The organism is Anaerolineales bacterium, assembly GCA_015075725.1.
Taxonomy (GTDB): Bacteria; Chloroflexota; Anaerolineae; order Anaerolineales; family Villigracilaceae; genus Villigracilis.
The window spans coordinates 3205377-3222996 of record JABTTV010000001.1; the positions used below are offsets into that span (position 1 = coordinate 3205377).

Here is a 17620-nt window from a genome sequence, read left to right on the forward strand (position 1 = left end):
AGTTAAGCTTATAATAATTTCAGGGCTTCAAACAATGCCGATAACAAACAATGTCACACGGTTTCTAGATTCGCGCAAAGTGAAATACGAAGCGCACGAACTTCCCGCTGAAAAGCTGGGGGCAAGAGATGCGGCGCTGTATCTGAACGTCCCGGAGATTCAGGTTTTCAAGACCGTCGTAACCAAACGTGAGAAAGGCAAGCCGGTTCTTGCCCTTGTTCCCGCGCCATGTGTTGTAGATCTAAAATTGCTTGCGGACTTTTTAGGCGAAAAGAAGATGCACCTTCCCACCGAGCGCGAAGCCGAACAAATGACCGGATTGCAGGCAGGAGGCATATCGCCTCTGGCGTTGATCAACAGGGGATTTCAAGTGGTTATAGATTTATCCGCCCAGGAGTTCGATGAGATTTATATTTCGGGCGGGCAGAGAGGATTGAACATTCAGTTGGGGGTAAAAGACCTCGCTAAACTGGTTAACGCCCGTTTTGCCGAAGTAAGAAAAATCTTGTGAAATTGCCCCGTTTATTTGCTATAATGAAAATTATAAAAACAGGAAAGGAGGCGCTTCTCGCCGATAATCATCGAAATTTCCCGTTCATCGTGTCGTTTCATCAATCAACTTCTCGAGGAGGAGAACATGCATAAGATGTTTAAAATCACATCGTTGCTCATCGGTTTTAGTCTCGCTCTCGCAGCTTGCGCCCCGGTCGAGCCCGAAATTGTGACCGTCGTCGAGACCAAGGAAGTGACGGTGACCCAGGAGGTTCAGGTCCCTGTTGAATTCCAGATGGAATCAGCTCGTCTTGCGGCAATCAAGAGCAACGGAAAAATCCGATGCGGCGTCAACTCTGGCGTCCCGGGATTTGGTTTTCTGGACGCCTCCGGCGAATTCACCGGCTTTGACACCGACTTTTGCCGCGCCCTCGCCGTGGCCATCTTCAACGATGTCTCGGCTGTGGAATTCCGTCCGCTCACGGCGGCCGAACGATTTACAGCCCTACAGACCAACGAAATCGATGTCTTGATCCGCAACACGACCTGGACTTTCTCGCGCGACGTGGAGCTGGGCACAGACTTCGGTCCGACCACATTCTACGATGGTCAGGGCATGATGGTCCGAACGGACAGTGGTTTCACATCTCTGTCAGATATGGGCGGCGCTACGGTATGCGTGCTTTCTGGTACCACCACTGAACTCAACCTGGCTGACGCATTCAGCGCGCGCGGCCTCGAGTATGAACCGCTGGTCTTCGACAATTCGGACGAGACCGCCGCAGCGTATGATGAAGGTCGCTGCGATGGCTTGACCTCCGATAAGTCACAACTGGCCGGTTTGCGCACAACAATGACCAACCCTGACGAGCACGTGATTCTGCCCGAAACCATGTCCAAAGAACCGCTTGGACCGGTTTGGGCGCATGGCGATCAACAGTGGGGCGACATCGTCAGTTGGGTTGTCAATGGCATCATCATCGCTGAGGAAAAGGGCATCACCTCCGCCAATGTTGCAGAAATTGCGTCTGGCACACCGGAGGATCCGGAAGTTGCCCGCCTGCTCGGCTTGGAAGGCTCATTCGGAGAATTGCTCGGACTGGCACCCGACTTCATGGTCAATGTGATCAGCGCTGTGGGTAATTATGGCGAGATCTATGATCGCCACTTGGGACCCGAGGGTACCGATATCCCGCGTGAAGGTTCGTTCAACGCTCTCTGGAAAGACGGTGGTTTGCTCTATCCACCGCCCTGGCGCTAATCGTTCCGATGACAACATGCAGCCCTGCTTTCGGGTAGGGCTGCATCCTTAATAGGATGAGGCCAAACGCAACCGATCCAACCCTGCTCCAGCCTGGTCGCTGGTCCTTCTGGCGTGATTCGCGCTTTCTGCAGGCGCTCGCTCAGGCGATCTTCGTCGTCCTTGTGCTCATCGCCGGGCGCTGGCTGGTCGGCAATCTATTTACATCCCTCGAGGAGCGGGGGTTGGATCTGAATTTTCAGTTCCTCCAACGCACCGCCGGCTTTGGGATCGGGGAAGGTCTTCCCTTCGAACGTACCGATTCCTTCTGGCGCGCCTTCGTGGTCGGTTTCGTGAATTCGATTCGCGTGATCGTCTTTGGGCTCGCCTTGGCAACCGTACTTGGAATCCTGGCCGGCATCTCTCTACTCTCAGGCAACTGGCTATTACGCAATCTCGTCAGCGCCTATGTCGAAGTCATGCGCAACACGCCGCTACTTGTGCAATTATTTTTCATTTACTTCGGCATTATTCTGAAATTACCTTCGCTCCAGGAACGACTTATCGTTGGACAATTCAGTTTGAGCAACCGCGGCTTCTACTTCCCACGCGCAGTACCTCAAGACGGCGCCACTCTCTGGCTGGTACTCGCGGGAGCCGCTCTCGTAGGCGGGATAATCCTGTACCGTATTCTTCTAAAGAAACGAATCCTGACCGGCTCTGAAACCTGGCCGGGACTCAAGGCCGGTCTTCTGATCTTCGGCATTCCGTTGATTAGTTGGTTTCTGATTCCTGGAAATCCCTTCACTCTCGAATATCCAGAACTGGTGGGCCTCCGCATGGAAGGCGGAGCACGCGTGACGCCCGAATTCGCAGGAATACTCTTTGGACTGGTGCTCTATACCGGAGCATTCATCGCCGATATCGTACGGGCGGGCATCCTGGCAGTGCCCAAGGGACAACTCGAAGCGGCGAAAGCCTCCGGTCTGACTCAGGCGCAGGTGCTTCGTTTGGTGATCCTACCACAGGCAATGCGGGTAATCATCCCCCCGCTCACCAACCAGTACCTAAATTTGGCAAAAAACTCCAGCCTCGCGGTGGGCGTGGGCTTCCCGGACCTGTATAACATTTCCTCGACGATCTTCAATCAATCCGGTCAGGCGGTACAGGTAATCAGCCTGATGATGATCACCTACCTCCTGATGAGCTTGTTGATCTCTGCCGTGATGAACGTCCTCAACGAGCGATTGAAGATCCCGGAACGGTAAAGATAATCATGGGACACGTAGAAACATCTTCGATCAAACCTCCCGTAACCTCCCAGGGTGTGCTGGGCTGGTTGCGCGCCAACCTGTTCAGCAATTGGTTCAACAGCCTGCTGACGATCCTCTTTATGGTTTTAATATACGTCGTTGCGCGGTCGGTGTTGATCTGGTCTGTGCAGGAAGCAAACTGGCTTGCGGTCGTCGACAACCTGGGTGTGCTGACCTGGGGCCGATATCCCAGCACCGAGGTTTGGCGTCTGGGTTTGAGCTTGAGCCTGATAGTTGTGATGGGAACGCTTACCTGGGTCCTGTGGTATCGGGACAGCAATCCGCGGATACGGCGCGTCTTGATGATCGGTTGGTTGTTGATGCCTTTCGTGCTCACCATTTTGATCCGTGGGATCATCCTGCCCACCTTCCGCACCATCGTGAATAACATCGGGTATTACATCGTCCGCCCGGAGGTGCTCATTAGTCTTGACCAGACCTGGCGGGCAAATGGGGTGCTCACGCTCGCTGGTTTGCTGACAGGCGCCTCATGGGTGATCTTCAAGAAACTCCGGTCTCGGAGCCTTGCCATCGTTGGCGGGCTGGTCATCATCGCCTTGATGATCCCACTCAGCACACAGAGTCGCCCCTGGATATTCGGAATAACCATGCCCATGGCGATCCCCTTCTTGGTCACATTCAGCTTGAGCCTGCTGGTCGGTCGAGCCGTGGGTCTTTCCTTTGTCAACGTAACCGGGAGCGCGCGGGTGCTGGCGGCGTGGTGGTTATTTAGCATTCCCATCATATTGATCGTGCTGACTACCTTCGAGGTGGGCAACGAAGCGGTTGATCCGGTGGAAGTGCTTTTGATCGTGCCGCCTAATATTTGGAGCGGGATACTGCTTACACTGGCGCTCTCTGTGGTCAGTATTATTGCTTCCTTTCCGATCGGTGTGCTCCTGGCGCTTGGAAGGCGAAGTTCATTGCCCGTCGTGAAAGGATTCAGCATCTTATTCATCGAGTTGGTCCGGGGTGTCCCGTTGATCACGATCCTGTTCATGGCCCAGGTGATGTTGCCTCTCTTTCTACCGCTGGAGGTCAATATCGACCGGGTCTTGCGTGCCATGGCCGGAATGACGCTCTTTACCGCAGCCTACCTGGCCGAGATCGTCCGCGGCGGGTTGCAGGCGGTGCGCAATGAGCAGATCGAAGCGGCGCGTGCGCTCGGTTTGAATGAATTCCTGGTGACCAGTTTGGTGGTCCTGCCACAGGCTTTGCGCGCCGTGATCCCGCCGATCATGGGGCAGTTCGTCAGCATCTTCAAGGATACCTCGCTGGTGGCGATTGTCGGGTTGTTGGATGTGCTCGCTGTGAGCGAGAGTGTCATCAAAGCGCGTGATTACCTTGGCGCGGTACGCGAGATGTACCTTTTTGTCGGCTTGTTCTATTTCGTCTTAAGTTATGCTATGTCCCAGGTAAGCCGCCGCCTGGAGGTACAGCTTGGCGTGGTTGAAAAAGATTGAGGGTATCTCTGATGAGTGAACCGATTATCGTCTGCAAGGATGTTCATAAGTGGTTTGGCAACTTCCATGCGCTCAAAGGCGTGGGGATGGAGGTTAATAAGGGCGAAGTGATCGTCATCTTCGGTCCTTCGGGCTCGGGGAAATCGACCTTCATACGAACGATCAACAGGCTGGAGGAGCACCAGCGCGGCACGATCATTGTCGACGGTATCGAATTAACCCACGATGTGCGTAACATCGCCGTCATCCGCAGCGAGATCGGGATGGTATTCCAGCAGTTCAACCTTTTCCCGCATTTATCCGTCATGCAAAACATCATCCTGGCGCCTGTATGGGTGCGCAAATGGCCCACGGATAAGGCGGAAGCAGTGGCCATGGAATTACTCGAACGAGTGGGCATCCCTGAGCAAGCGAATAAATTCCCCGGCCAGCTTTCGGGCGGACAGCAACAGCGCGTAGCCATTGCGCGTGCCCTGGCGATGCAACCCAAGATCATGTTATTCGATGAACCCACCTCCGCACTTGACCCGGAAATGATCAAAGAAGTCCTGGACGTCATGGTCGAATTGACGAAATCGGGCATGACCATGCTCGTCGTCACACATGAAATGGGATTTGCCCGCGCTGTGGCGGACCGCATGTTTTTCTTCGATCAAGGTCAGATCGTGGAGAGCGGCACTCCGGTGGATATCTTCGAGAAACCGAAAGAGGAACGCACCAAATTATTCCTCTCGCAGATCCTCAGCCATTAAGCGTCGAAATTGGCAGCCTGATTTCCGTTGACCCAAAGACTGTAAGTTCCTTGCGGGAAACTTCCAAGAGGGAAATTCACCTCGAAAGGTTCCAAAACCTGGGCGCAAATTTCATCCGGATTCGCCACTGAATAGACATCCACAACCACCTTGTTCGTCGTATCGGGTGGATTGACAGCGATCCGCAGTTTATGGCATGGCGTAGGAAGTTCCCCTTTCAAGACCAGCGTAAACTGCGGAGGATAACTTTCCAGAGTGAGCAGGTCGATGGAATCCAGAAACACCTCTCCGTGGAGTAGAGAGCCGTCTGCCGGGTTTGGCAGGAAATCATTCTGCTCCGGCGATGAAGGAGAATCGCTGGAAACCGGCGAATCCGGCGATGCCCCGCAAGCGGAGATGAAAATCGCAATCAGCAAAGCAGAAAGTTGAACAGGTTTCATGATATATCCTTTTCTCGTCGAAAGACGAATAATTCCGGAAAAAGTTCCTCAATAAGAAACGAAATCGCCCGCCAAAGCGCCGTTTATCCAAACCGAATACCTGCCGGGAGAATATGTGCCCAGCACAATATCCGCTTCGAACTGCTGAAAAACGTCATCACATTGGATATCGGGGTCGATCAGGCTGTAGGCTTCGATGAACATCTGATATTGCTCATCCGGCGGGCTGATTTCGATCCGTAATTCATTGCACACACTGGGCATATAACCGGTGATGTTAATGGCGGCGCGAGGCGGCGAAAATTCATATCGTTCTGAGAACAAAATCGACGTGATCACAACCGATGCGATCTGCCTGCCCGTGTCCTCCAATTGCGGCTCGAACGGATTCTCGTCCGGTGTGATGCGATAGGGCGCCGGGGGCGTAGTAGTTACGATGAGCGCCGGAGCGGTGATGCATGCACTCAGAAAATATCCAAGGATGAGGATCAGGATGTTTTTCATCCCTGCCTCGTCATTCTTACCTCGCCGAACAATTGAGGCGCGACGACATAGATGCCGCTTCCGCTTACGGCAACGGTTGAATCGGCAAACAAGATTTTCCCCTCACTTAAGATTTTTCTTTCGTCCATTTGTGAAATGTGCGCCTCGAGAAATACAGATTGATGGAGCGGAACCGGTCTGTGATAATTGATCTCGATGTGGACAGCTGCGACCTTGTGCCCCGCCGCCCATACCACCAGCCCCATCGCTTCATCCAGCACCGCAGCCGAGGCGCCCCCGTGCGCATGGCCGGGCGGACCCTGTTGCGATTCTGTGAACGCGAATTCAGATGTGAGATGTCCCTCGTCGTCCACGTACCAGGTCAACCCAATGCTGTTCGGGTTCTCGTGGCCGCATACGAAACACCAACCGTGATAGGGAAGTTGCCTTTTCATGCATCTATTGTAAATCGCAGGATGCCGGATTGCCAATCCGGCTTGGCACATGCTAGAATTAAGGGGAGAATGGAACGGGTAATTCATAGGGATATTCTCCGTTAGCAGGCGGGCAGGAGCTTCTCTGGGTAAAATTAGCTGATAATACCGCATCGAACACATTGGAAATTGGAAAAAGGAAGAAAATGGAAATTTCACTTGCATTGGGGGGAGGCGGCGCGAAAGGCAATGCCCATATCGGCGTCCTTCGTCGCCTTGAAAGGGAAGGATACAGGATCGCATCGGTCGCAGGGACAAGTTTTGGCGGCCTGGTGGCTGTGTTATATGCAGTCGGTTATTCTCCCAAAGAAATTCAAACCATCTTTGAATCGGTGGACCAAAAAGCCTTATACGGGCGCGATCCGGAGGATGGACCTTCCCTGCTTGGCCTGGCAGGTGTGCGTCAATTGCTCAACCGGACGATTGGCGAAAAAACATTCGAAGATATCCGCATCCCTTGCGCAGTGACAGCGGTGGACATCAATAGCGGATGTGAGGTGATCCTGCGGAGCGGCAGGTTGAAGGATGCATTGTTATCCACCGTCGCCATCCCGGGGATTTTTCCTGTCCATCGTGTCGATGGTCTTGAACTTGTGGATGGCGGTGTACTAAATCCCGTGCCGGTTTCCGTGGCACGCATGCTATCCCCCAACCTGCCCGTCGTGGCAGTTGTATTGAATGACCCGATCGATAAACCGTTGCACCCGTATAATCTCCCGCTTCCGAACATCGTCCCGCGTCCCATAGTGGAACGGCTATCGCGAATCTCGCTTGCCCAATCGCTGGATATTTTTCTCCGGTCGGTGGATGTTTCCAGCCGGTATGTATCGTTCCTGCGCCTACAAGTGGACAAGCCCGAGATCACCGTCCGCCCGGAAGTCCATCATATTCAAATCCTCGACAGGATCGCGATCGAGGAAGTTGCGCTCCTGGGCGAACAAGCGCTGGAGAAAGTCCTTCCCGATCTCAAACGCGAAACGGCGTGGATCACCCGCCTGGGGCGGCGCGTGTTTGGCAATAACTAGAGAAAACAATGAGTCGAGACCTGCGAAAATACATGCGCGATACGAATACACAACTGGTTGTCGGCGCGATTCTCCTGCTGTTTATCGTCGGGCTTGGATTGATCTGGCTGATCTATGGCTTCGGCGCAGCGGTGACGGGATTTCTCTGCATCCTTGGGGCATTCATCCCCATCGGCTTGATTATGCTTGCATTATATGGAATGGATTGGATCGTGAAACGTGCAGACCCCGATAAAGACCGAAACGATTGAATTCAACGGATGGACGATGCGCGTCCGCCCGGCATCGATGGACCACCCGCGCCTGTTGTTGATGATTCATGGCTGGACCGGCGACGAAAACTCGATGTGGGTCTTTGCCCGAAAATTCTCCGCGGAAAATTATTGGATCATTGCCCCCCGCGCGCCTCACCCCGCTGACCCGCAGGGATTCTCGTGGCGGCCGCATCTGGTCAAGACTTTTGGCCGTCCGAGCCTTGAGATGCTTTTGCCCTCCGCTGAGGCGCTGATCCGGCTTGTGGACGGGTATTCCGCTTCGGTCAGGATCGAGGCGGATCAATTCGATGTGATCGGGTTCAGCCAGGGCGGGGCGATGGTCAATGTGCTGGGCATGGTCTTCCCAAATCGGATCCGCAAGATGGGAGTCTTGGCGGGCTTTGTCCCATCCGGCCTGGATGCGTATATCGAAAAACGTGCGCTCGATGGAAAGAAGATATATGTGGCGCACGGCACGCAGGATGAGTTGGTGACCATAGACCGCGCGCGTGCTTCGATGGAATTACTTGAAAGGGCAGGCGCTGCGATCACGTATTGCGAAGCTGAAGTCGGGCATAAATTGAGCTCCGATTGCCTGCGCGCCCTGGAGGAATACCTTGCAGATTAATCCCCTCTCACCCCTCCGTTGACGATGAATTTATTTGCAGGTATGCTTGCGAGGAAATAAAGGCGAATACATGAGAAAACATCTTTCACGACGCGATTTTATAAAACTTGCCGGGCTGGGATTGGGCGCGCTGGCATTTATGCGCATATCAGCCCGCGATATCGATTATCGCTGGGATGTGTTCGGTCAGCCGAAGCGTCTTCCGCAGTTTCCGGGCAGCGCGATCATCGGGCGAGTCTGCGAACCGGATATAGACATTCGCAGCCGCCCGACGAATGATCCTAATCAAAACACCTCCATCGGTAAACTCACCGCAGATTCACTTGTTGAATGGAATCGGGAAGTGGTGGGGAATGTTATTGGCGGATTGTCGAATCAGCGTTACGTCGAGACGCCGCAGGGATACATATATGGCTCGGTGGTTCAACCAACGAAGAATCTTCCAAACACACCAGTGACCGAACTTCCGAACGGGCAGGGTTTCTGGGCGGAAGTGACCGTGCCGTATATCGATCTGGCTCATGAAGGAATTGTAGCGTCGCCGTGGCTGCAGGATCACATCACCTACAATTTCCCGCCGCGCCTGTATTACGGCCAGGTCGTATGGATCGATCAGGTGCGCACCAATAACGGTTTTCCTGAATACCGTTGGAACGAAGATGCCAACGGACGCGGATATGGTTATGGAGGTTACGGCGAGTTCTTCTGGGCGGATGGCGCTGGGCTAAAGATCATCACAGAAGCGGATATTGCGACGATCAACCCCGATGTCGATCCAAATGAAAAGACGATCTCCATCGACTTGGATTACCAGACTTTGTCCTGTTATGAGAGCGGCCGCGAGGTCTTTTTCTGCCGCATATCATCCGGCAAACGGTATGACCCCGTGACGGGTGAAGTTGTGGATACCTACGCCACCCCGGCGGGGACTTTGTTGACCTATTGGAAAATCATCTCGAAGAACATGACCGCGGGCAATGAAGCGTCGGGATATTCGACCCCTGCAGTTCCATGGTGTACATTTATCGCTTCGGGCGGCGTCGCAATTCACGGCGCTTTCTGGCACAATGCATTCGGCGAGCGCCGCTCGCATGGATGTGTCAATGTCCTGCCGGAAGATGCAAAGTGGATCTTCCGCTGGACTATGCCATATGTATCGCTCGCGATTGGAGAAGAGCGCCGCGAACTGCCGGATCACGGCACGATCGTCAACTCGACGGAAACTCAATTCTAAAAAGGGATAGTCATGGATATTTCGCAAATCACTGTTTGGCTTGCCTTGCTTGCCGGGCTGGCATCGTTTCTCTCTCCTTGTGTCTTCTCCCTGGTCCCGGCTTATGTTGGTTATCTGGGCGGGATCGCCGCAGGCAGCGATAACCCCGGTGAACGTCCCAGCCGGTGGTTGACCTTCTCGCACGGTTTCGCATTTGTGCTTGGATTTAGCATGGTATTCGTTCTTTTGGGCGTCGCTGCCTCCTTTGCTGGCGGACTGCTCTACGATCTTCGTTTCTGGCTGGCGAAAATCGGCGGTGTGGTCGTCGTCATCTTTGGTTTGCACATGATCGGTGTATTCCACATTCCCTTCCTTGCTTACGATACGCGTGTGCAAACGGCGCCTGATCCCAAACTCGGCTACCTTTCCTCCGCCTTGATGGGAGTATTTTTCTCGGCGGGATGGTCACCCTGTGTCGGACCCGTCCTCGGCGCAATCTTAACTCTCGCAATCAATGGCGGATCGATCTCCCAGGGCGCGACGCTTCTTACCTTCTATTCGGCCGGTCTCGCAATCCCATTCCTTCTTGCTGCCCTCGGCATCGGCTGGGTGACGACCATCCTTCGCAAATACAATAAGACCATGCGCTATGTCGAGATCGCCATGGGAGTTGTCCTAGTCATCATCGGTGTCATGCTTTTTGCCGGGACCTTCGAACTCATCGCTCAACGCGGTCAATTCTTCTTTTACGATTTTGGCTTATAGCGAATCCGGCTCGGGGACCGAACTACTAAAACTCTTATGCTCAATGTGACTTTTTTTGTTAAAAAAGATTCCCCGGAATGCGATGAGGTGAGGGGGTTCCTCAAAGAATTCCAAAAGCAGTATCCGCACCGCCTTGCCGAAGTGGACATCGAAAATGATTCGGCGATCAACGCGAAATACGGTGGACTGGTCCCCGTCATCGAAGTGGGTCCGTACACTCTTCAAGCACCCATCTCGCGCCAGAAATTGCAAATTACGTTGGGCGCGGCTTCAGATCGAAAGAATCAACTTGAAAAGCTCGACGATCCGATTTACAAATACAAAACAGAAAAAGGACGAAATTTGACCACTGGCGACCGCGTCTCCTTCTGGATCGCAAAACGCTACTTGCTGATCCTCAACCTGTTCATGCTCATTTATGTCGGATTGCCCTTCCTGGCGCCGACCCTGATGAAACTCGGCGCGGAGGGAGCCGGGCAGGTGATCTACCGCGTTTACAAACCCTTATGTCACCAATTTGGTTTTCGTTCTTTCTTCCTTTTCGGCGAACAGCCTTTTTATCCATTAAAGGAAGCGGGAATGACAGGTTTTAAAACGTTCGAAGAGGCAACCGGCATCACAGGCGTCGATGATCCATATAGTTATTCCCGTTTCGAGGCGCGCAATTTCGTCGGTGATGAGACTCTCGGCTATAAGGTCGCGTTATGCGAGCGCGATATCGCCATCTATCTCGCCATCCTTCTTTTCGGTATTATCTTCGGGCTGACGGGCAGGTGCTTCAAATCATTGCATTGGTTGGCATGGCTTTTCCTGGGGATCGCGCCCATCGGTCTGGATGGTTTTTCCCAACTCCTGAGTCAATTCAATTGGGATTGGTTTTCCGCCGTCATTCCCTATCGGGAAAGCACGCCATTCCTGCGGGTGCTCACCGGCGGCTTCTTCGGTTTGTTCACAGCTTGGTTTGCCTACCCGAACATCGAAGAGTCGATGAACGAAACCCGCCAGTATTACATCAAAAAATCAGCGGTCATCGAGGCTGGTAACTGATGCCTTTTGAGCAAGCCGACGCCCTGCGCTATTATCAGTTCAATATTTTTTCGAACAATGTCTTAAATGCCGTCTTTACCCGCCAGGGCGGAGTCAGCCCCGAACCGTGGACATCGCTCAACTTGAGTATTTCCGTCGGGGATGATCCCGCTCGCGTCGCGGAGAATCGCATCCACGCATTCAACGCGCTCGGTAGAAACCCCGCTTCCATCCATGACGCATGGCTGGTTCACGGCACAGACGTGGTTCACGCTGAAGCCCCGCGCTCTCTTGATGGACCAGCCCAGAAAGCGGACATCATCTTCACGGACAACCCCCATGTTTCACTCTTCATGCGTTTTGCCGACTGCGTGCCTTTGTTATTCCACGACCCGAAACGGCATGTCATCGGAATCGCCCATGCCGGTTGGATGGGAACGGTCAGGGGCGTTGCGGAATCCTCCATAAATGCGATGCGGGACCGTTACGGTTCGAAGCCGGAGGATGTGGTTGTTGGAATTGGTCCCTCCATCGGCGTGGATCATTACGAGGTGGGGGAGGAGGTGGCGGCTCAATTCCGAGAAAGGTTTGGCGTGGACTCGGACCGAATCCTCCAGATCCGCGAAGGACGAATCCACCTCGATCTCTGGACGGCAAACGCGTTGCAGCTGCAGAAAATGGGCGTGGAACAAATTCAGATCTCCGGTCTATGCACCGCCTGCCATTTGGAGGATTGGTATTCCCATCGCGCCGAAAAAGGGAGGACGGGCAGGTTTGGAGCGTTGATGGCGTTGACATAACGCGGGATGCATCCCGTGTGACAGGCGGGGTAAAATTAAAGCATGGACGAACTCGTTGCATCAATTCAAGAAAGATACCTTGGCGCGCTGGATCGAATCGCCGGTGCGGCAAAACGCTCTGGGCGGGGTCCGGAGGCGGTCAAACTCGTCGTGGTGACAAAAGCCCAACCGGTGGAGACAGCCCGTGCGGCGATCGAGGCGGGAGTCCGCATCCTTGGCGAGAATTATGCTGAAGAAGGTGTCACGAAAATTCAATCATTGGCAAATTTTTCTGCGGTAGAATGGCACATGATCGGTCACGTGCAAAGCCGCAAGGCGCAGCTCGTGGCAGGAAATTTTAATTTCATGCATTCGCTCGACAGCCTGAAACTTGCCAAACGGCTCGACCGTTTCTGCGCAGAGGCGGGGCGCATCCTGCCGGTCCTGCTGGAGGTTAACGTCGGCGGCGAGGAAAGTAAAAGCGGCTGGAATGCTTTTGAAGAGTCAAAATGGGCGGGGCTCCCGGATGAACTTGCGGTGATATTCACCCTGCCAAATTTGAAAGTGCTTGGCTTGATGTCGATGCCGCCGCTGGGTGATGACGCTGAATTCTCGCGCCCATTCTTTCAAAAGCTGGGACGGTTGAGGGAGTTTCTATCCAGTCAATTCCCCCAGGCGGTTCTTTCGGAGCTTTCGATGGGTACCAGTTTCGATTATGAAGTTGCAGTGGAGGAAGGCGCGACCTATGTGAGGGTCGGCACGGCGATCGTCGGACCGAGGCAAATTAAAACGGAGAAGGTATGAGCGTCGAATTTCTGATCTTGTTGATTCGGGTGGTGGCGCAGACATTTATCTGGGTTGTGATCGCCAACGCCCTGCTTTCATTTTTTCTTTCACCCTACCACCCGGTACGGGAGGCTTTGGATCGAATCGTGGCTCCATTCCTGAACCCGATCCGCAACCTGATGCCCAGTACGGGCGCGATCGATTTCAGTCCGCTGGTCTTGATCCTGGCGGTGGACCTGCTTTCGCGGGTATTCATCACCGTGCTTCTTTCGATGTAATCATTCTTTCGAGGTGAACCATGACAAGACAATATGTCCTACATGACGGCAAACGCGGATCTGCGCTGGCGCTGAGGATCACACCGCGCTCCAGCCGCAATCAGATCGCTAGCGTGTTGAATGACGGTACGGTCAAAGTCCATCTTGCCGCTGACCCGGTCGATGAAAAGATAAATGCCGAACTGATCGCCTTCCTGGCAGAGGTGCTCGGCGTGCCGAAATCGAGGGTGGAGATCGTGGCGGGCGAAAGCGGCCGTGACAAACTCGTTTCGATCCTGGATATGGATACGAAAACAGCCCATCAACGCATTGTGGCGCATTTGGAATAATATCCAGCATTCTGAAAGTAAAAGCGCCAGGCGTAACGACTGGCGCTTTTACTTTATAGCAAACGAAAATTTACACATCCGCCCTTATGAAGCGCTGTATAACCGCCGATAGATGATGAATATTTCGTAAATATTGCGGATGTAATTTCTTGTCTCTTCGAAGCGGACGCTCTCCAAAAACAGGTCGGGATCGTCGCCTGCCAGTTCCTTCCATGCCACCGCATTGCCGGGACCGCCATTGTAGGCGGCGAGTGCCGCATACAGATCACCATTGAGCAGGGTGCGGTTTTTCCCAAGATAATGCGTTCCGAACAATACGCTGACGTACGGGCGATACAAATCTTCTTCTGTGTAATTGATGGGTTTGCCGAGTTCCGAAGCGATCTGCGCCCCGGTGGGAGCGATGATCTGCATCAAACCGTGGGCTCCGGCGGTCGAGCGGACGAAGCCTTCGAAGAGACTCTCCTGCCGGATGACGCTGAAGATCAACAAGGGGTCGAATCCGTTTTGCTGGGCGTTGGGAATGACGAGATCGGAGTAGTACAAGCCGTACCGGATGTGACTGAAATATGCCGGGGCCATCATGGATTCGGTGTGTTCGTCGAGTCCCGCCATCGTCAGAACCTGTCGCGCCGCGAAAATGGCAGAGCGATACATCCCGAGGTTGTGCAGATAATTCGTGAGACGATAACTCCCGACGGCGTCGTTCAGCGCTTCAAGTTCCTCGCGCAGGTCTTCGAATTCAAGGCGCGCTTCATCGTACATGCCCAGGTCCCAGTATTCCTTCCCGCGAATGAGACGCGAGTCCGCGGACAATGCGCCAAGCCCGTTCAGGTCCACGTCCGAGCCGAGATTGAAGGTCAGGCGCATCCAGGCATCCGCGTCGGCGCGCTCCCTTGGGAGATCGACGTTCGTATTTATAAAAGAGCCCGAAGTGAAAGGCGCGATTTCCGCCAGCAAGTCACGGGCGCGTTCGCTGTAGTAACCGCCGGGGTCAAGGTTCTGTCCTTCGCGCCAGGCGTCCCCGGCTCCGTTGGCATCCCCGAGGATTCGATAGGATTTACCGATCCATAAAAGAGCGCGGCTCTTGTCCTCGCTCGAAACCGATAAGGCGAGACTTCGTTTGAAAGTATCCAACGCGGTCTGGTGATTTCCGCGCCGATAATCGATGATGCCCATTAGGAATGAAGCATATGCGGATTGCTGCGAACCGGGATATTCGAGGGTAACGCGCGACCAGGTTTCGATGGCTTTGTCGTATTGCCCATCGCGTTCATAGATGCGCGCTGCGCTCATCAAATAATCCGCTGCAAGCGAATTGTTCGGCGCGAGGCTGACGAACTCCAGCAGAGTCTGCGCCGCGCCTGTGTAATCGCCTTTCTGCGCCCATAGGATGAAAGCCTTCTCGCCCCAGGCGTAGCTCCAGCGCGAGTGGGCGGAAAAACTGGCGATGAAGGTGTTGTAATCGACCAACGCCTCATCGTAAAACCCCAAACTGCTTTTCGAAATCGCGCGGTAGTAGTAGGCGGTCCCGTCGTTTTCAGGCGGATTCGTTTCGAGATATCGGTCGAAGGCGGCGATCGCCACCGCGTACTGACCCGCAAAATAATCCACGAGACCACGATCGAGTTCATCCACCGTTCCGCCCGCGTCAAGCAGCGCGACGAGGCTGAGATAGGAAAAATAGGAGAGAGGATAATGTTCGACGGCAAACCGGAATCTTTCGTTCGCCTCGGCAAATTGACCTTGAGCCTGATTTGCCAACCCGGCCTCGTACAACGCCTGAGCCTTGATGTAATCGCTCGATGCGCGTCCGATGATCCCGTCGTACAGCGTCAGTGCCGTTTCGTAATTCCCAAGCTGGACCTGTGTGGATGCGACTTTCAGATCGAGATGGATATCGTCCCCAAGCGATGGCGCCTGGATTGCCGTTGTATATGAAGGCAGGGCTTCTGCGTAATTCTTTGCGTTGAAGAGCGCATCTCCGCGCAGTTCCTGGACGTAAGCATCCAAAACGCCGGGGCGCAGGATGAGATAAGTCTGCCATGAATCCGCGGCGGCGGCATAATTCTCCAACTTGTAAAAGACAAATCCCTGAAGGAAGTATGCCTGGGCAGATTGCGGCGAATTGGCATATTCGGTGATAAGTACTTGAAGGGCGGCGAGGGTTTCGTTGTAACGTCCCTGTGCGTAATAGATCCTCGCCACGCCCCATTGAGCCGATGCGCGCACCAGAAGGTCAGGTGAATCGTTCAACGCGATCTGGTAGTGTATAAGCGCGAGGTCATAGTCGCCGTTGAAGAGCGCCTTGTCGCCTTCGCTGACCCGGGTGGTGGGAAGCGGAGTCGGTGTGATGGTGGGAGTGAAGGACGGCTGAGGCGATGTTGTGATGCTGGGAGTTACCGTCCAACCGGGCGGGATGGCGGGAAAATTCTCCAGCGTGGAGCATGCAATGAGAGAGATTGAAAGCCAAAGTCCGAGAAGGAGGCGTTGTCCTGAGCCTGTCGAAGGGCGCATGATTTTCATCCCGTTTTTATACTGTTAAAGGGAAGGCGAGTCAAGCAGAGCAATTTGACTTTCTGTGTTGTATTCACCGGTTGGTTGCAATATAATTTCTTTTGCATCTCATTCCCAATTCCCAAAGGAGAAACATGAACACACATCACAAAATCCATCGTTCGCATGGGTTGATTTTGTCGAGCGTGCTGTTGATCGTTTTGACAGCCTGCGCAGCGGGAGGTGAACCGGCAGGGTCTGGTGAGCTGGTGACTGCCAGCGGTTTCGTTTGCCCGGAGCCCTCGCCGCGCGTGGAGTTCGAAAGCGCGGAGGTAAATATTTATACGTGGTCGGAATACATCCCCGCTGACATCTTCGATTGCTTCGGCATGGTGTACGATGTGACGGTGAACGTGGATTATTTCTCGTCCAATGAAGAGTTGTATTCGAAGGTTTCGCTGGGCGAGGGGATCAATCCGTACGATGTAATTCACCCAAGCGATTACATGATCGGCGTATTGATCCGCGAGGAATTATTGCAGGATCTGGACCCGGCGCGGATCCCGAACCTGTCGAACCTCGATCCCGGTTTGATCGCGGCGTATGGCGACTCGCTCAATTACCTTGTTCCATATCAAATGGGCACTCAGGCGATCATTTACAACATCGAAACGGTGGAAACTCCTCCGACTTCATGGGCAGATCTTTGGAATCCCGAATATGAAGGTCGCATCGTCGCCGTTGACGATAATCGGGTGATCATCGGCGCGGCATTGCTAACGCTCGGTTACAGCGTCAATGAGACCGATCCAGATCATCTCGAGGAAGCCAAGCAAAAACTGCTCGAATTAATGCCCAACATCCTCGTCTTCGACAGCGACAGCCCCAAGACTCCGCTCGTGGCTGGGGATGTGGATCTCGGCATCGTCTGGAATGGCGAAGCGTTTTTGACCCAGACCGAAGACCCGCGCTTCGAGTACGTCTTCCCTGCCGAAGGCTCGATCATTTTTTATGACGGTATGGCAATCCCAATTACAGCGCCGCATCCGGATGCCGCTTATGCCTGGTTCAATTATCTTCTGCAAGGGAATACCAATTGGCTGACCTTGGTAGATTATCCGTACACCAACCCGAACAGGGCTGCGCTGGAATATGCAAAAGAGAACGCCCCCGAAGTGTACGAGGCTTACATGACATCTCCCATCACCAATACGCCCGCCAGTGAGTTTGCGAGAGGGCATGAGGTCAAGGATCTGGGTGAGGCGCTTCTGTTATATGACGAGATATGGACGGAAATAAAACAATAAATTTTATGATGAAGGTCGGAAATTATCCGACCTTCTTTTAATTTATGGGGCAAAACG

At 53.7% G+C, this 17620-nt stretch carries 20 protein-coding genes; 16 read left to right on the forward strand and 4 right to left on the reverse strand.

The genetic code is table 11. The features are described from left to right. Positions 1-34 precede the first annotated feature (34 nt). From HS100_15420 to HS100_15440, 5 genes are all read left to right on the forward strand, one after another. The gene (locus tag HS100_15420) at positions 35-511 is read left to right on the forward strand and encodes a Cys-tRNA(Pro) deacylase (protein ID MBE7435303.1); all 477 of its coding nucleotides are present in this window, start codon (positions 35-37) and stop codon (positions 509-511) included. A gap of 276 nt (positions 512-787) precedes the next feature. Further along, positions 788-1753: an amino acid ABC transporter substrate-binding protein gene (locus HS100_15425; protein ID MBE7435304.1), complete on the forward strand. Its 966-nt coding sequence runs from the start codon at positions 788-790 to the stop codon at positions 1751-1753. A 56-nt stretch (positions 1754-1809) separates the two neighbouring features. Beyond that, complete coding sequence (locus HS100_15430) at positions 1810-3000, forward strand: ABC transporter permease subunit (protein MBE7435305.1); 1191 nt, start codon at positions 1810-1812, stop codon at positions 2998-3000. A gap of 347 nt (positions 3001-3347) precedes the next feature. Further along, the gene (locus HS100_15435; protein MBE7435306.1) at positions 3348-4508 is read left to right on the forward strand and encodes an amino acid ABC transporter permease; all 1161 of its coding nucleotides are present in this window, start codon (positions 3348-3350) and stop codon (positions 4506-4508) included. A gap of 11 nt (positions 4509-4519) precedes the next feature. Then, positions 4520-5260, forward strand: a complete 741-nt coding sequence (locus HS100_15440; GenBank protein ID MBE7435307.1) for an amino acid ABC transporter ATP-binding protein — start codon at positions 4520-4522, stop codon at positions 5258-5260. Here HS100_15440 and HS100_15445 read toward each other — a convergent pair. Genes HS100_15445 through HS100_15455 form a run of 3 tightly spaced genes read right to left on the reverse strand, consistent with a single transcriptional unit; the run spans position 5257 to position 6638 of the window. Next, on the reverse strand, positions 5257-5700 hold the full coding sequence (locus tag HS100_15445; GenBank protein ID MBE7435308.1) for a hypothetical protein: 444 nt from the start codon (positions 5698-5700) through the stop codon (positions 5257-5259). The two genes, HS100_15440 and HS100_15445, sit on opposite strands and share 4 nt — an antisense overlap. Before the next feature lie 48 nt (positions 5701-5748). Then, positions 5749-6204, reverse strand: coding sequence for a hypothetical protein (locus HS100_15450; GenBank protein MBE7435309.1), 456 nt, complete (start codon positions 6202-6204; stop codon positions 5749-5751). Then, positions 6201-6638, reverse strand: coding sequence for a PaaI family thioesterase (locus HS100_15455; GenBank protein ID MBE7435310.1), 438 nt, complete (start codon positions 6636-6638; stop codon positions 6201-6203). The genes HS100_15450 and HS100_15455 overlap by 4 nt, the downstream gene beginning before the upstream one ends. A 185-nt stretch (positions 6639-6823) precedes the next feature. Here HS100_15455 and HS100_15460 point away from each other — a divergent pair, with 185 nt between their 5' ends. The 10 genes from HS100_15460 to HS100_15505 all read left to right on the forward strand — a co-directional run bounded on the left by HS100_15460 (position 6824) and on the right by HS100_15505 (position 13760). Further along, positions 6824-7702 carry a patatin-like phospholipase family protein gene (locus tag HS100_15460; GenBank protein ID MBE7435311.1) on the forward strand — a complete coding sequence of 293 codons (879 nt, stop codon included), beginning with the start codon at positions 6824-6826 and terminating at the stop codon, positions 7700-7702. A gap of 8 nt (positions 7703-7710) precedes the next feature. Further along, positions 7711-7953 (forward strand): hypothetical protein, encoded by a 243-nt coding sequence (locus HS100_15465; protein ID MBE7435312.1) that lies wholly within the window; start codon positions 7711-7713, stop codon positions 7951-7953. Then, positions 7922-8584, forward strand: a complete 663-nt coding sequence (locus HS100_15470; protein MBE7435313.1) for a hypothetical protein — start codon at positions 7922-7924, stop codon at positions 8582-8584. Before HS100_15465 ends, HS100_15470 begins: the two co-directional genes overlap by 32 nt. A gap of 70 nt (positions 8585-8654) precedes the next feature. Then, positions 8655-9818: a L,D-transpeptidase gene (locus tag HS100_15475; GenBank protein ID MBE7435314.1), complete on the forward strand. Its 1164-nt coding sequence runs from the start codon at positions 8655-8657 to the stop codon at positions 9816-9818. Positions 9819-9830: 12 nt separating this feature from the next. Next, on the forward strand, positions 9831-10562 hold the full coding sequence (locus tag HS100_15480) for a sulfite exporter TauE/SafE family protein (GenBank protein MBE7435315.1): 732 nt from the start codon (positions 9831-9833) through the stop codon (positions 10560-10562). Between the two features lie 36 nt (positions 10563-10598). Beyond that, complete coding sequence (locus HS100_15485) at positions 10599-11609, forward strand: DUF2085 domain-containing protein (GenBank protein ID MBE7435316.1); 1011 nt, start codon at positions 10599-10601, stop codon at positions 11607-11609. Continuing rightward, positions 11609-12388: a peptidoglycan editing factor PgeF gene (gene pgeF / locus HS100_15490; protein ID MBE7435317.1), complete on the forward strand. Its 780-nt coding sequence runs from the start codon at positions 11609-11611 to the stop codon at positions 12386-12388. Before HS100_15485 ends, pgeF begins: the two co-directional genes overlap by 1 nt. 42 nt (positions 12389-12430) lie before the next feature. Further along, on the forward strand, positions 12431-13171 hold the full coding sequence (locus HS100_15495; GenBank protein ID MBE7435318.1) for a YggS family pyridoxal phosphate-dependent enzyme: 741 nt from the start codon (positions 12431-12433) through the stop codon (positions 13169-13171). Further along, positions 13168-13431, forward strand: coding sequence for a YggT family protein (locus HS100_15500; protein MBE7435319.1), 264 nt, complete (start codon positions 13168-13170; stop codon positions 13429-13431). The genes HS100_15495 and HS100_15500 overlap by 4 nt, the downstream gene beginning before the upstream one ends. 20 nt (positions 13432-13451) lie before the next feature. Further along, positions 13452-13760 carry a DUF167 domain-containing protein gene (locus HS100_15505; protein ID MBE7435320.1) on the forward strand — a complete coding sequence of 103 codons (309 nt, stop codon included), beginning with the start codon at positions 13452-13454 and terminating at the stop codon, positions 13758-13760. An 84-nt stretch (positions 13761-13844) separates the two neighbouring features. Here the strand turns inward: HS100_15505 and HS100_15510 are convergent, their stop codons facing one another. Next, positions 13845-16286, reverse strand: coding sequence for a tetratricopeptide repeat protein (locus tag HS100_15510; GenBank protein ID MBE7435321.1), 2442 nt, complete (start codon positions 16284-16286; stop codon positions 13845-13847). Between the two features lie 125 nt (positions 16287-16411). On the opposite strand from HS100_15510, the gene HS100_15515 reads away from it, so the two are divergent. After that, entirely contained in the window at positions 16412-17563 is a 1152-nt protein-coding gene (locus HS100_15515; protein MBE7435322.1) for a spermidine/putrescine ABC transporter substrate-binding protein, read from the forward strand. Positions 17564-17620: the final 57 nt, after the last annotated feature.